Source organism: Streptomyces sp. NPDC030183 (assembly GCF_055573455.1).
This window is the reverse complement of record NZ_JBVIBK010000021.1, coordinates 1-14,051: the sequence shown is the minus strand read 5'-3', so window position 1 is coordinate 14,051 and position 14,051 is coordinate 1. Positions and strand designations below refer to the sequence as shown.

General features: G+C 69.2%; 10 protein-coding genes. 5 read left to right on the top strand and 5 right to left on the bottom strand.

Going from position 1 to position 14,051, the window contains the following annotated elements:
• Positions 1–54: 54 nt before the first annotated feature.
• The 5 genes from ACZ4Z2_RS24675 (at position 55) to ACZ4Z2_RS24655 (ending at position 8,662) form a co-directional block, all read left to right on the top strand.
• Positions 55–2,052 (top strand): DUF8034 domain-containing protein, encoded by a 1,998-nt coding sequence (locus ACZ4Z2_RS24675; RefSeq protein ID WP_468078826.1) that lies wholly within the window; start codon positions 55–57, stop codon positions 2,050–2,052.
• On the top strand, positions 2,049–2,396 hold the full coding sequence (locus ACZ4Z2_RS24670) for an L-rhamnose mutarotase (RefSeq protein ID WP_468078825.1): 348 nt from the start codon (positions 2,049–2,051) through the stop codon (positions 2,394–2,396). Before ACZ4Z2_RS24675 ends, ACZ4Z2_RS24670 begins: the two co-directional genes overlap by 4 nt.
• Before the next feature lie 34 nt (positions 2,397–2,430).
• Complete coding sequence (locus ACZ4Z2_RS24665; protein WP_468078824.1) at positions 2,431–3,315, top strand: amidohydrolase family protein; 885 nt, start codon at positions 2,431–2,433, stop codon at positions 3,313–3,315.
• Between the two features lie 122 nt (positions 3,316–3,437).
• Entirely contained in the window at positions 3,438–6,548 is a 3,111-nt protein-coding gene (locus ACZ4Z2_RS24660; RefSeq protein WP_468078823.1) for an RICIN domain-containing protein, read from the top strand.
• 62 nt (positions 6,549–6,610) lie between these two features.
• Positions 6,611–8,662, top strand: a complete 2,052-nt coding sequence (locus ACZ4Z2_RS24655; protein ID WP_468078822.1) for a family 43 glycosylhydrolase — start codon at positions 6,611–6,613, stop codon at positions 8,660–8,662.
• Positions 8,663–8,794: 132 nt separating this feature from the next.
• On the opposite strand, the gene ACZ4Z2_RS24650 is transcribed toward ACZ4Z2_RS24655, so the two are convergent.
• The 5 genes from ACZ4Z2_RS24650 to ACZ4Z2_RS24630 form a co-directional block, all read right to left on the bottom strand.
• Positions 8,795–9,115, bottom strand: coding sequence for a hypothetical protein (locus ACZ4Z2_RS24650; protein WP_468078821.1), 321 nt, complete (start codon positions 9,113–9,115; stop codon positions 8,795–8,797).
• Positions 9,116–9,378: 263 nt separating this feature from the next.
• Positions 9,379–10,569 carry an ABC transporter ATP-binding protein gene (locus tag ACZ4Z2_RS24645; RefSeq protein ID WP_468078820.1) on the bottom strand — a complete coding sequence of 397 codons (1,191 nt, stop codon included), beginning with the start codon at positions 10,567–10,569 and terminating at the stop codon, positions 9,379–9,381.
• A 38-nt stretch (positions 10,570–10,607) separates the two neighbouring features.
• A complete protein-coding gene (locus ACZ4Z2_RS24640; protein ID WP_468078819.1) occupies positions 10,608–11,441 on the bottom strand; it encodes a carbohydrate ABC transporter permease in 834 nt (277 codons plus the stop codon).
• Positions 11,441–12,352, bottom strand: a complete 912-nt coding sequence (locus tag ACZ4Z2_RS24635) for a carbohydrate ABC transporter permease (protein WP_468078818.1) — start codon at positions 12,350–12,352, stop codon at positions 11,441–11,443. Before ACZ4Z2_RS24635 ends, ACZ4Z2_RS24640 begins: the two co-directional genes overlap by 1 nt.
• On the bottom strand, positions 12,349–13,659 hold the full coding sequence (locus tag ACZ4Z2_RS24630) for an ABC transporter substrate-binding protein (protein WP_468078817.1): 1,311 nt from the start codon (positions 13,657–13,659) through the stop codon (positions 12,349–12,351). The genes ACZ4Z2_RS24635 and ACZ4Z2_RS24630 overlap by 4 nt, the downstream gene beginning before the upstream one ends.
• Positions 13,660–14,051 lie beyond the last annotated feature (392 nt).

Sequence of the window (14,051 nt, the reverse complement as noted above, 5' to 3'; positions counted from 1 at the left end):
GCCACCAGCCCCCGTACCCACACCATGCCGCCACCCCGAACGGAGCCCCTTCCCATGCCCTCCAGCTCTGCCGACCGCTCCGGTGAGGACGCCCCGGCCTCCTCGCCCGGAATCCGGGCCGGGGTGCCGCTGCTCGAACCACCCGGCTGGGCCGTGGCCCAGCGGGCCCTGTTCGACCTGCTCGACCACGCCTGGCGCCGCTTCGCCCGTGACTTCACCGGGCCCGACGGACGGCTGAACTACACCGGCCGGCTGACCACCCGCGACGGGGTCGACGACTTCTACGAGGTGTTCTTCAACTGGCCCCAGCTGTATCTCCTCGGCGGCGCCGACGACCTGCTCCCCGCCAGCGAGAAGCACTGGGAGGGCGTCACCCGGCAGCTCACCGAACTGGGCATGCTCCACGACGAGTACGAACGCGGCTACGACTGGTTCCACCAGGGCGAGAGCCTGCTGCTGCTCTACTTCCTGTGCATGGCCGCACCCGACCGCTGGTCCGAGCGCGCCCTGCGTTTCGCCGAGCTGTACGTCGACCCGGCAAAGGGCAATTGGGACCCGGAGCACCGCGTCATCACCCGCCCGCACAACGGCAGCGACCCCGACCGCCGGGGCCTGTTCGACGGCGACGTGTATCCGTGGCTGGCGAAGGAGGCGGAGACGTACGGTTTTCCGCTCGACTGGATTCCCGGGGCGGACGGCGGCCCCTACCCGCTCTCGGAGGATCCGCGGCTCGGCGCGCAGATGCGGGACCGGATGGGCGTCGGTGACACGGCGGTCAACCTCGCCGCGGCGGGACTGGTCCTCAACGCCTGGATCCTGTCCGGCGAGGAGCGCTACCGCGACTGGATCGTCGAGTACGTGGGCGCGTGGCGTGAGCGCACACGGGCCAACGACGGGCTCGTCCCGGACAACGCGGGCCCGGACGGGGTCGTCGGCAGTCTGCTGGACGGCCGCTGGTACGGCGGCCACTACGGATGGTCCTGGCCGCACGGCTGGCACAGCGTCGGCCACGCGGCCTGTGTGGCGGCGCTCGCGGCGGCGACGGTCACCGGGGACGACGACTACCTCTCCATGGTGGCGACCTCGCTCGACACCCTGATCGGCCACGGCAAGGTGATGCCCCACACGGAGGCGGACTCCAGTCTGCCGTCGAAGTGGGTGGTCGAACTCGGCACGGACATCCACACGCCCACGGTCCACCTCCCGTTCCGGCACAACGACTCGGGCTGGTTCGACTACAACCCGGTCACGCCGCCCGTGCCGGTGGCCCTGTGGCACCACACGGCTTCGGACGCCGACCGGTCCCGGCTGGAGCTGCTGCGTGAGGCCGACGGCATCGACTGGCGCACCGTGCGGCCGTTCCGTGCCAAGGAGGAGTCGGGGCACGAGAAGGCGTGGTTCGCGTTCCTCGCCGGTGACGACCCCGGCTACCCGGAGCGCATCCTCACCGCCGCCCAGGCCCAGGTCCGCCACCGCCTGCGGCGCATCGACCGCTACCGCGACCTGGACGTGCCCGAGGCCGACATCCATGTGTGGCAGCTGTGCAACCCCGTGGTCACCGAGGCCCTCGTGCAGCTGACCTGGGGCGGCCCGCAGGTGCTGTACAACGGCGGTCTGCAGCAGGCCCGGCTGCGCTACCACGACGCCGAGGCCCGCCGCGCCGGACTGCCACCGGACGTGGCCGCGCTCGTCACCTCCATCGACCCCGAGGCGACCACCGTCGAGCTGGTGAACCTCTCCCCCGCGGCGGACCGCACGGTGATCGTGCAGGCAGGTGCCTTCGCCGAGCACACCATCACCGCCGTCCGGTACACGACCTGCGCGGACGACGGCTGGATCGGCGACATGTACGACTACGGCCACTCGGAACCGGTGGTCGAGGAGAGGGAACAGTCCTGCGACAGCGCCTTCCTGACCGTCGCGCTGCCCGCGTCCACCCGTGTCCGGCTCACTCTGCGGCTTCGGCTGCGCGCCAACACGCCCAGCTACCGCTCACCGTTCGACGCACTGGGCGCCACGTCCGCCCCGGCCCCGGAAGGGGAAGCCTCATGAAGCGCATCGCCCAGACCATCCGGCTCCGGCCCGAGCACCGCGAGAAGTACCTCGAGCTCCACGCCGCCGTCTGGCCCGGAGTGGAAGCCGCGCTGCACCGGGCGCACATCCGCAACTACAGCATCTTCCTCCACGGGGACGCGCTGTTCGCCTACTTCGAGTACCACGGCGAGGACTTCGAGGCCGACATGGCGGGGCTGGAGGCCGATCCCGAGACCCAGGAGTGGTGGAAGCTCACCGACCCCTGTCAGGAGCCCTGGCCCGACCGGGGCGACTCGCGCCAGTGGACGGAACTCACCGAGGTCTGGCACCTGAGCGCGCCCCACGACAACATCACCGCCTGACAGCTCGTACCGCTCCGCACCCCTGGGACCGCCCGTGACCTCCAGCCCCAGCTCCGTCCTCGTCGACGCCCACCATCATCTGTGGGATCTCGCCCGGCGTCCGCAGCCCTGGCTCGACGACCCCGCCGTGGCGGCGATCCGCCGTACCTTCACCGCCGACGACCTGCGTTCCACCGCCACCCGTCCGATCGCGGGCCGCCGGCTGAACAGCACGGTGGTCGTGCAGTGCGTGCCGGACGTGCCCGAGACCGAGGACCTGCTCGCGCTCGCGGAGCGGGAGCCGCTGATCGGGGCCGTGGTCGGCTGGGCGGACCTGACGTCCCCGGCCGTCGGTGACGTGCTGGACCGGCTGCTCGCCGGGCCGGGCGGCACGTATCTGCGGTCCCTGCGCCACCTCGTCCAGAGCGAGACGGACCCGGGATGGCTCCAGCGCCCGGACGTCGAGCGGGGACTGGCGGCGCTCCGGGACAGGGGCCTCGGCTACGACGTACTGGTCCGCAGCCACCAACTCGACCAGGCGATCCGCCTGGCGGAACGCTTCCCGGACCTGCCCCAGGTGCTCGACCACGCCGGCAAGCCGCCCATCGCCCGACGTGAACTGGCCGACTGGGAACGGCAGGTGCGCCTGCTGGCCGCGCACCCCCAGGTGGTCTGCAAGGTGTCGGGCCTGATCACCGAGGCCGACCACAGCACCTGGACGACCGCCGACATCCGCCCCGTCTGGGACGTTCTGCTGGCCTCGTTCGGCCCCGGCAGGCTGATGTTCGGCTCGGACTGGCCCGTCGCGAACCTCGCGGGGGGCTGGAACCGCTGGGCCGCCACCGTGGACGAACTGCTCACCGGCTGTTCCGAGGACGAGATCGAGGCGCTCCTCGCCCGCACCGCGACCGACTTCTACCGCCTGCCCGGCCGCAGCTGACCGTCGGGGACGACGCCCCGCAGCGGGGCGGCGGCCACTCCCCTGCCACCGCACCGACAACACCCCCGGAGCCGCCGCATGAACGTTTTCCCGATCGTCCGCACCAGCAGGAGGGGCAGACGATGAAGGCCGCCACCTCCGCCATCGGCAGGTTGTCCGCGGTGCTCGCGACGGCTCTTCCCGCGGCACTGCTGGTGTCCCTCGCGGCGCCGACCCCTGCCTCGGCCGCGATCCAGGCGACGTACTACGTCAGCCCCGACGGCGACGACGCCAACACCGGGACGATCAACGCGCCGTTCAAGACCCTGCAGCACGCACGGGACGTCGTGCGCACGGTCAACGACGACATGAGCGGAGACATCAACGTCTTTCTCCGCGGCGGCGACTACCGGGTGAGCGGCACGATCGGCTTCACGGCGGCCGACTCCGGGACGAACGGCCACCGTGTGGTGTACGCCGCCTACCAGAACGAGAAGCCGGTCCTGAACGGAGGCGTTCAGGTGACCGGCTGGACACAGCACAGCGGGAACATCTGGAAGGCCCCGCTGGACCGCGACACCAAGCTCCGCGCGCTCTACGTCAACGACAAGCGCGCCCAGATGGCCTCGAAGACGGTCACGTCGGCCGGCTGCTACGGCAGCTACACCGTCACGGCCGGCCAGGCTCCTTGGGCCTGGGAGTCGGGCTCACAGTGCGACGGGTCCAAGTACGGCCTGTCCGATCTGCCCGCCGTCGCCGCCAACCAGGACGACGTCGAGATCCAGTCGGCGACGACCTGGACCACCGCCATCGTGGGAGTCCGGCAGATCACCAAGAGCTCGGACGGGACCCAACGCGTGGCCCTCTTCCAGCAGCCGGGCGCGGCCATCGCCCAGGGCCCGCCGAACGGCAACTTCAACCCCGGCGGTACCCACACGTTCATGAACGCCTACGAGTTCCTGGACGAGCCGGGCGAGTTCTACTTCGACAGGACCGCCCACACGGTCTACTACTACCGGTCCGGCTCGGACGACATGACATCGGCGAAGGTGTTCGCGCCGGACAACGTGTCCACCCTCCTCAGGATCGCCGGTACGTCCACGACCGACCACGCGCGGAACATCACGTTCTCCGGGCTCACCGTGGAGCACTCCGACTGGAACCTGACCAACGTCGCGGGCTCCGTCTTCCGGCAGGGCCAGCAGGGCAACGCCGGATCGACGGTGTACGCGAGGAAGAACTTCCACGCCTACACCTACCGCAACGTGGACCTGCCGCCGGGCATCATCCAGATCGAGAACGCCGACGGAATCGTCCTGCGGCGCAACACGGTGCGGCACACCGGCGCCGACGGCATCAACATGGTCAACGACGTGACGGACACACAGCTGACCGGCAACGTCACGGATGACATAGCCGGATCGGCCGTGACCGTGGGGCACCCGCAGCACGTGTACATCGGCGACCACACCTCCACCAACAACGAGAAGTACCCGGTGAACGTCGAGGGTGTCTGCAAGAACATCTCCCTGACGAACAACTACCTCCACGACAGCGCGGTGCTGTTCCGGGGGTCCAGCCCCGTGTCGGCGTACTTCGTGGACTCCCTGTCCGTGGAGCACAACCGGATCGAGAAGTCCCCGTGGGCGGGCATCACGCTCGGCTGGGGATGGTGGAACTTCGACGGCTCGGCCAACTCGATCCGACCCGGGGTGCCGACCACCACGGCGAAGAACAACACCATCAGGTACAACGAGATCGTCGACGCGATGCAGCTGCTCAGCGACGCCGGTCCCGTGTACACCCTGGGCAGCCAGCCGGGCACCGAGATCAGCGGCAACTACATCCGGGGCGTTCCGGCCGGTCACAAGTACGGACTCCACCCCGATGAAGGCTCCGCCTACATCGACTTCCACGACAACGTCCTCGACGTGGACAAGGACCTCAGGTCCACCATCCACTCCGGCACGTGGGGCCGCCAGCACGACCTGAACATCACCGACACCTACGGCACGGTCAACAAGATCCTCGACAAGCGTGTCCCGAACAGCACCATCCAGGACGTGCGAGCCTACGCGGACAACGTGTGGCCGTCACAGGCATACGCCGTCGCCCTGAACGCGGGCCTGGAGGACGCCTACAAGGACATCGTGCCCCGGAGCGAGGTCGGCCCGCAGGACTACGCCCTGCCCGCGAGCACGTTCACCGGCAAGGGCGTGTCGTCCGTCCCCGTCCGCGGTCTCGGTGACGGGACCAGGACTCTCTGGCTGGCTCCCTCCGGTACGACGACGTTCGCCGTCGGCCCCACCATGACGAAGGCGGCCGGGACCGCGACGGCCATCACCGTCCCGCCCACGGTGGGCGACTACCGCCTCTACGTCGTGGACGCCCAGGGGAACGCGTCGGCAGCGTCGAAGTCGCTGGTACGGCAGCGCTGGACCTACGTCGACGACAAGGACCCCTCGCTCACCTACTCCTCCGCCTGGTCCAACTGGAACGACTCCCAGGACTTCAGGGGATCCGAGAGGTTCACGAGCAGGGCGGGCGACTACGTCGAGTACGCGTTCACCGGGACGGGCATCAGGTACCTCGGCATGAGGCAACCGAACATGGGCAAGGTCGACGTCTACATCGACGGCACGGTCGCACAGGCCGGCATCGACGCCTACGCACCGACCGTCACGAAGCAGGTGCCGCTGTTCGAGAAGACGGATCTCCCCGCGGGGCCCCACACGATCAGGGTCGTGTGCACCGGAACGAAGAACGCGTCCTCCTCCAACACGGTCTGCGCGCTCGACGCGTTCGCCTCCGTCGCCTTCCCCGCGAAGAACGCGTACTACAAGGTCCTCAACAAGAACGGCGGCAAGGCCGCCGACGTCTCGGGCGGATCGGTCTCCGCCGGGGCGAACGTCGTCCAGTGGAACGACACCGGAGCACAGAACCAGCGCTGGCGGTGGGTCGCGGTGGGTGACGGCAGCTACGAGATCGTCAACCAGAACAGCGGTCTGCTGCTGGACGTCACCGGCGGGTCCACCGCGGACGGCGCGACCGTCATCCAGCAGACGGACGCCAACTCCGCGAACCAGCGATGGAGCCTGATCGCCGCCGGAAACGGCTACTACAAGATCAAGAACGTGCACAGCGGGAAGCTGCTCGCGGTGTCCGGCTCGTCGACGACAGCCGGTGCTCAGCTCGTGCAGACGACGGACACGAACGCCGACAGCCAGTTGTGGCGGGCCGTGAACGTGGACTGAGCCCTCCGCTCAGTGAAAGAACCACCCATTCCTGTGACGGCTCCCGCTCAAGGACGGACACCGTGGACATCACCAGAAGACAGTTCGGCCGTTTCGCCGGGGTCGGCGCCGGCGCGCTCCTGCTGCCGGGCCTGCTGCCGCCGACCAGCGCGGCGGCGGCCACACCCCCGGTCGGCACGTGGGGCGACCAGGGCGACGGCACCTACGTCAACCCGATCCTCCCGGGCGACTTCAGCGACTGGGACTGCATCCGGGTCGGCGACGACTACTACGGCATCACCAGCACGTTCGGCTACTCCCCCGGCATGGCCGTCCTGCACTCGAAGGACCTGGTCAACTGGCGCACGCTCGGCGGCGTGGTCGACGATGTCACCCGTATCGGGCCCTTGTTGAACTGGGACCGGATGAACCGCTACGGCCGTGGTGTGTGGGCCGGAGCCATCCGCCACCACGCGGACCGGTACTGGGTGTACTTCAACACGCCCGACGAAGGCTTCTTCATGACGTCCGCCCCCACGCCGAGCGGCCCGTGGGAGCCGTTGACGGCGATGTGGCGGACCTCCGGGTGGAACGACCCGTGCCCGTTCTGGGACGACGACGGCCAGGGCTATCTGGTCGCCACGCACTACTCGGACGGCTACAAGATCCACCTGTTCAAGCTGTCGGAGGACGGGAAGTCGCTGGTCGGCCCGTCCACGGTCATCCACCAGTCCTCGCGCAGCGAGGCCAGCAAGCTGTACAAGTTCGACGGCGTCTACTACCACCTCTACAGCGAGGTGAAGCCCGAGGGCCGGGTGCTGATGATGAACCGCGGCTCCAGCCTCTACGGTCCGTTCGAGACCCGGCAGCTGGAGCACGTCAACGCCTCGGTGGACCGCGAGCCCAACCAGGGCGGGCTGGTGCGGACTCCGGACGGCGCCTGGTACTTCGTCACCCATCACGGCCATGGCGACTGGGAGGGGCGGGTGCTGTCCCTGCTGCCGGTGACCTGGGTGGACGGCTGGCCGATCCTCGGCGAGGTGGGCGCGGACGGCATCGGCGGCATGGTGTGGACCGGCCGGGTCCCCTCCGGCGGCACGCCCGGCATGCCCCTCGACGCCCTGCCGCCCGTGGTCACCAGCGACCTGTTCACGGACACGCGCCTCAAGCCGCAGTGGGAGTGGCACTACCAGCCGCGCGCGGACCACTGGTCACTGACCGAACGCCCAGGCCACCTGCGGTTGAAGGCGTTCGCGCCGCTGGTCGCCGACAACCTGACCAAGGTCGGCAACACCCTCACCCAGCGCGTGCTGCGCACGGCGGGCGGCGCGACGGTGACCGTCCGCCTGGAACTGGCCGGCCTCGCCGACGGCCAGCACGCCGGACTGTCCCACTACGCGGCCACCTACGCCGGGCTGGGTGTCCGGCGTTCCGGGACCACCACCACGATCACCCACAACGCGGGCGGCACCCTGACCGACGGCCCGGTGATCACACAGAACGCCGTGTGGCTGCGCACCTCGTGGGACGTCAACGGAGTCGCCCAGTTCGCCTACAGCCTCGACGGGAGCGCGTTCACCTCGTTCGGCGGGACCTACAAGCTCACCTGGGGCGGTTACCGCGGTGACCGCGTCGGCCTCTTCACCTACAACCCGAACGGCACCGGCCACGTCGACTTCGACTCGGTGCAGTACACGATCGCGCCCACCAGGGCCTACACCTGCGTCAGCGTCCGCAGCGGCAAGGTCGCCGACGTCTACCGTGCGTCGAAGGCGGACGGTGCCGCCGTGGTGCAGTGGCCCGACAACGGCCAGCCGAACCAGCGGTGGGCCTTCCAGTCCACGGGGGACGGCTACCACACCATCACCTGCCTCAACAGCGGCAAGGTGCTCGACGTGGCGGAATCCTCGACGGCGGACGGCGCGGCGGTCGTGCAGACGACGGCGGACGGCCGTACGAGCCAGCAGTGGCAGCTGCGTCCGCAGCCGGGCGGCGAGTTCACCCTGGTCAACCGCAACAGCGGCAAGGTGCTCGACGTCAAGGGAGGCAGCACGGCCGACGGTGCCGCGCTGATCCAGTACCGCGACGTCGGCAGCTCCAACCAGCGTTGGACGTTCCGCCGCGTCACCGGCTGACCAGCGCGCCCGCCGGACCGCGCCCCACGCGAGGCAATGCCGGACGCCTCCACCACGGCCGCACCGGTGGCCGTGGTGGAGGCCACGTGGCATGGGTCCGCCGACCGTGTGGGGGTCAGCGGACGGTCGCTGCTACGTCGTCGGCCGGCCGTCGAGCGCCGCCCGGGCGGCCAGGGCCCTCGCCAGCACCTTGGCCCGGTAGGGGTTCGCGGCGCGGAGGGCCGTCGCCACCGCCACCGCCTCGTCCAGGAGGGCCAGCCGCTGCTCGGGGAGGTCCCGCACCAGCGGCGAGGCGCTCGCCTCCACCAGGACGTACGCCAGCTTCGACCCGTACACCTCCGGCTCGACCGGTGTCAGTACGCGGTAGATCCACAGCCCTTGCACGCCGCGCACCACCCGCCGGTTGGCGCCGAGCAGCTCGACCTTCGCCCGCAGAACCATGTCCTGATCCATCGATTCCCCCTTCGTCCGCACACCCCCCGGCCCGTCCCGTCACGCGACGGGACAGCACAGCGAACGCGCCGGCAGCCGGGAACGGATGCCGACGCGGACGTCGGAGAGTGGATGACGAAGAGTCTGCGGGCGGACCACCACCGGCGACAAGCCCGAACGGACGTGCGCTCCGTCCTACCGAAACCGCCTCCGAACAGGCATGATGGACCTGACACTCACTCATGGCTGAGTGCCGCTTTGGGCGAAGGGTCAGCCCGAGGGGGTCAGCCCCTGTGCTCCGGGTGCGTGAGGTTGGCGCCGGTCGTCGGGTCGAACACATGGGCCTTGGTCATGTCGACCCGCAGTTCCAGGGGTTGGCCCTCGCGGGCGCGTGACGCGGCGTCCAGGCGGGCCACGATCTGCCGGGCCTCGGCACCGGTGTCCCGCAGACCGGAGTCCTGGGCGAGTTCCTCCAGTTCCTTGGTCATGGCCGGCCCGCCCTCCGCGGTGAAGTAGACGTACACGTCGGAGCCCAGTGACTCCAGTACCTCCACGTCGGCGGTGTAGTGCGGGCCGCGCCGGGCGCCTTGGTCGTGCGACAGGGCGGCGTCCTCGAACGCCTCGGGGCGCAGTCCGATGATGACCTCGCGGGGCGCGTTCCGCCGTTCCAGTTCCTGCCGTGTGCGGTCGTCGAGGGGCAGGGCGCCCAGGGGTGAGCGCAGGACGCCCTCCTCCAGGGTGGCGTTCAGGAAGTTCATGGCCGGGGAGCCGATGAAGCCGGCGACGAAGAGGTTGCGCGGCTCGTCGTAGAGCTGGGCGGGCGTGCCGACCTGCTGCACCAGGCCCTGACGCATGACCACGACCCGGTCGCCGAGGGTCATCGCCTCGGTCTGGTCGTGGGTCACGTACACGGTGGTGGTGCCGAGGCGCCGTTGCAGTCGGGAGATCTGGGTGCGCATCTGGACCCGGAGCTTGGCGTCCAGGTTGGACAGGGGTTCGTCCATCAGGAACGCCTTGGGGGCACGGACGATCGCCCGCCCCATGGCCACCCGTTGGCGCTGGCCGCCGGAGAGGTTGGCCGGCTTGCGGTCGAGGTGGTCGGTCAGGTCGAGGACCCGGGCGGCCTCCTCGACCTTGGCGTTGATCGTGCCCTTGTCCACCTTCGCCAGGCGCAGGGGAAAGCCCATGTTCTCGCGAACGGTGAGGTGCGGGTACAGGGCGTAGCTCTGGAAGACCATCGCGACGTCGCGTTCCTTGGGAGCGAGGTCGTTGACGATCCGGTCACCGATGCGCAGCGTGCCCTCGGTGATGTCCTCCAGCCCGGCGATCATGTTCAGGGTGGTGGACTTTCCGCATCCGGACGGACCGACCAGGATCACGAACTCGCCGTCGGCGATGTCGAGGTCCACATCCTTCACGGCGAGGGCTCCGTCGGGAAAACGCTTGGTGACTCCCTCAAGGATGATCTCGGCCATGGGTGGTGCCTCCTTGCCTCACGTGCCCTTCGGCGCGGTCATCCCTTGACCGCGCCGGAGGTCAGACCGGCGACGATCCGTCGCTGGAAGAACAGGACGAAAACGATGATCGGGACGGTGATCACCACAGCCGCGGCGGCGATCGACCCGGTGGGCTGCTGGAACTGCGAGCTGCCGGTGAAGAACGCGATCGCGGCGGGCACGGTGCGCGCGGACTCGGTGGAGGTCAGCGAGATCGCGAACAGGAAGTCGTTCCAGCAGAAGATGAAGACGAGGATGGCCGTGGTGAACACGCCCGGCGCGGCCAACGGGGCGATGACGAGACGGAACGCCTGTGCGGGCGTGGCGCCGTCCACCTTGGCGGCCTTCTCCAGGTCCCAGGGGATCTCCCGGAAGAACGCCGACAGGGTGTAGATCGCCAGCGGCAGGGAGAACGTCATGTACGGGATGATCAGTCCCAGCCAGGTGTCGAAGATCCCGATGATCCGCTCGATGTTGAACAGCGGTGAGACCAGGGAGATCGGCGGGAACATGGCGATCAGCAGCGACATGCCGATGAGGACCCGCTTGCCGGGGAACCGCAGCCTGGCCACCGCGTAGGCGGCCATGGTCCCCAGCACCACCGCGATCGCGGTGGAGATCAGCGCGATGCCGATGGAGTTGATCAGTGCCCGGGTGAACTCCGTGGTCTCGAAGATGCCCCGGTAGTTCTCCCAGGTCCATTTCCTGGGGATGTAGTTGCCGTCCGTGAGGGTGCTGGGGTCCTTGAACGACAGCGCGGCGATCCACCACACCGGGAACAGGGCGTACAGCACCACCACGACGTTCACGACGGCCCATTGGGCGGTGTGTGTCCTGCCTGCGGCGGCCATCAGCGCTTCACCTCCGCGCCGGGTGCGGCCGCACCGAACAGTTTGACGAAGGTGAAGGCGATGAGCCCGACGCAGATGAAGATCAGGACGGAGATCGCCGAACCGATGCCGAGGTTCAGTGCGGTGAAGAGGTTGTCGTAACCGAGGATCGACAGGGAGCCCGTGCCGTGGGCGCCCGCCGTCAGGATGTAGATGTTGTCGAAGATGCGGAACGCGTCCAGTGTGCGAAAGAGCAGGGCCACCAGGATCGCGGGCTTCATCAGCGGCAGCGTGACCTTGATGAAGCGCTGCCAGGCCGTGGCGCCGTCCACCATGGCCGCCTTCAGGGTCTCCCCCGGGACCAGAGCGAGGCCCGCGAGCAGCAGCAGCGCCATGAAGGGGGTCGTCTTCCACACCTCGGCGAGGATGATCAGCCACAGGGCGGGCCACTGCTCGGTCAGCGGGGCCTCTCCGCTGGGCAACAGCTCGGCGAGATAGCCGAGTTCCGGTGTCCAGGCGTACTGCCAGGAGAAGGCGGCGACGACGGTGACGATGCCGTACGGCACGAGGACCGAGGTGCGTACGGTGCCGCGGCCGAAGATCGTGCGGTGCATCACCGTGGCGATCGCCATGCCGAGGACCAGTTCGATGGCCACCGACACGACGGTCACGAACAGCGTCACCCAGAAGGCGTCCCACCAGAACGGCGAGGACAGCACAGCCCCGTAGTTGCTGAGTCCCACGAACTTCGCCTGTCCAGGAAAGCGCAGGTCATACCGCTGGAGGGACAGGTAGACGGCGTATCCGATGGGGTAGGCGGTCACGGCGAGCATGACGACGACGGCCGGCGCGCACAGGAGCCAGCCCAGTCGGCGCTCCTGCCGGGCGCCCTCCGAGAGCGCCGCCCGGCCCCGTCGTGGCTGTTCGTTCACGGGATCACACCCTCGGATCGCAGTGCCTCGTCGATCTGGTCCCTGATGGTGTCGACCGAGCTCTCCGGTTTGATCCCGGCGGGCGGGGAGAGCGTGTGGGAGACCGCGATCGACACGTTCTGGTAGGCCGGGGTGAGCGGGCGCACGCTCGCCGACTCCAGGGCCGCCAGCACTTCACGGGAGAAGGGGTACTCCTTCATGAACGCCGGTTCGTCGTACAGCGCGCGCAGGGTGGGCGGCAGGCCCCCCTCCAGCGCGGCGGTGAGCTGGTTCTCGCGGTTGCGCAGACACAGGGCCGCCTCGAAGGCGAGGTCCGGGTGGCGTGAGTAGGCGCTCACCGCCAGGTCGATACCGCCGATGGTGGGCCGTGCCGGGCGGTTCGCGTCGACACGTGGGTACGGCGCCCAGCGGAAGTTCTCGAACAGCTCCGGGTTGTTCGACCGCATCGACGGATACACGAAGGGGTAGTTGAGTTCGAACGCCGCCACGCCCGACTCCATCGCGAGGCGGTTCTGGTCCTCCATCTGGTTGGGCAGGGAGGGGTCCGCGGCCGGAGATCTGGCGAGGTCACGCATGATTCCGGCGGCCCGCACGGCGGGGGCCCCGAGGGAGGGTTCGGTCGCGTCGGCGTTGAGGATCGAGCCGCCCGCACTGTTGATGAGCGAGTTGAACCAGACGGTCAGGCCCTCGTACTGCGCGCCCTGGATCTCCACGAAGTGCGGCTTGCCCTGCCGGGCGAGTTCGCCGGCCATGTCCAGCATCTCGGCCCAGGTCCTGGGCGGCGTCGGCACGAGGTCCTTGCGGTACCAGAGGAGTTGCGTGTTCGTGTTGTACGGGACGGCGTACAGCTTTCCCTTCCAGGTCGAGGTCTGCAGCGGTACGCGCAGGGTGCCCTCGGCCGCCTGCCGCTTCGCCTCCCCCGTCCACTCACGGATCCAGCGGGCCTCGGCGAACTCCGCCGCCCAGGTCACGTCCAGGCCCAGGATGTCGAGCGAGGTGTCCTCGGCGGCGAGCCTGCGGACGAGCTGCTGGCGCTGGCCGTCGGCGGCGCGCGGAAGCTTGTTGTAGGCGATCCTGTAGCGGCCGCCCGACGCCTGACCGCACCGGTCGGCGGCCTTCTGGAGGGCGCCGGAGTCGTCGGGGAAGTTGTACCAGTTCACGGTGGGCGGCCCGGCGCCCTCGTCGCCCCCGCAGGCGGCGAGCATCGACGCCGCCAGCGGCAGTACGGCGAACGCCCACAGCCGTCGTGTCCGCTTCGGACGGCTCTTCCTTCCGGAACGCGGCCGACAGCCCCGCCTCGCGTGCACGCTCCACACCTCACCCTCGGACCGTGACCACGGGGCTCGACGTCCGCAGCCATTTCACGCAGGTGAGACTAAATGCCACAGGAGCGACACAAGGTGCCTATCGCAACAAGACGCCCTTTTGTGGCGCAGGAAACCATCCGGCTGGTGGAATCCTGCCGCGGTCGCCCTCCTCAGGGAGCAGGGCATCCGCTGGGAAGGGCGACCGCGGCAGGCAGGGAGGAACCGACCTAGGCCTGTCGTCACATTCCCGCCGTCGCCCGGGGGGTAGGTGGGAATGTGACGACAGGGGCCTAGGCGCAATGCCGGTGACTTAGATGGTGTGTGGTCTGGAGATCGTGAGGACTGCCATGGCTGGTGGCGGCAGGTTGCGGTGTTCGGCTCGTTTGAGGGGC

Coding starts and splice junctions, on each gene's coding strand:
- ACZ4Z2_RS24660 (WP_468078823.1), top strand. CDS start 3,438: ATGAAGGCCGCCACCTCCGCCATCGGCAGGTTGTCCGCGGTGCTCGCG.
- ACZ4Z2_RS24650 (WP_468078821.1), bottom strand. CDS start 9,115: ATGGATCAGGACATGGTTCTGCGGGCGAAGGTCGAGCTGCTCGGCGCC.
- ACZ4Z2_RS24670 (WP_468078825.1), top strand. CDS start 2,049: ATGAAGCGCATCGCCCAGACCATCCGGCTCCGGCCCGAGCACCGCGAG.
- ACZ4Z2_RS24640 (WP_468078819.1), bottom strand. CDS start 11,441: ATGGCCGCCGCAGGCAGGACACACACCGCCCAATGGGCCGTCGTGAAC.
- ACZ4Z2_RS24675 (WP_468078826.1), top strand. CDS start 55: ATGCCCTCCAGCTCTGCCGACCGCTCCGGTGAGGACGCCCCGGCCTCC.
- ACZ4Z2_RS24645 (WP_468078820.1), bottom strand. CDS start 10,569: ATGGCCGAGATCATCCTTGAGGGAGTCACCAAGCGTTTTCCCGACGGA.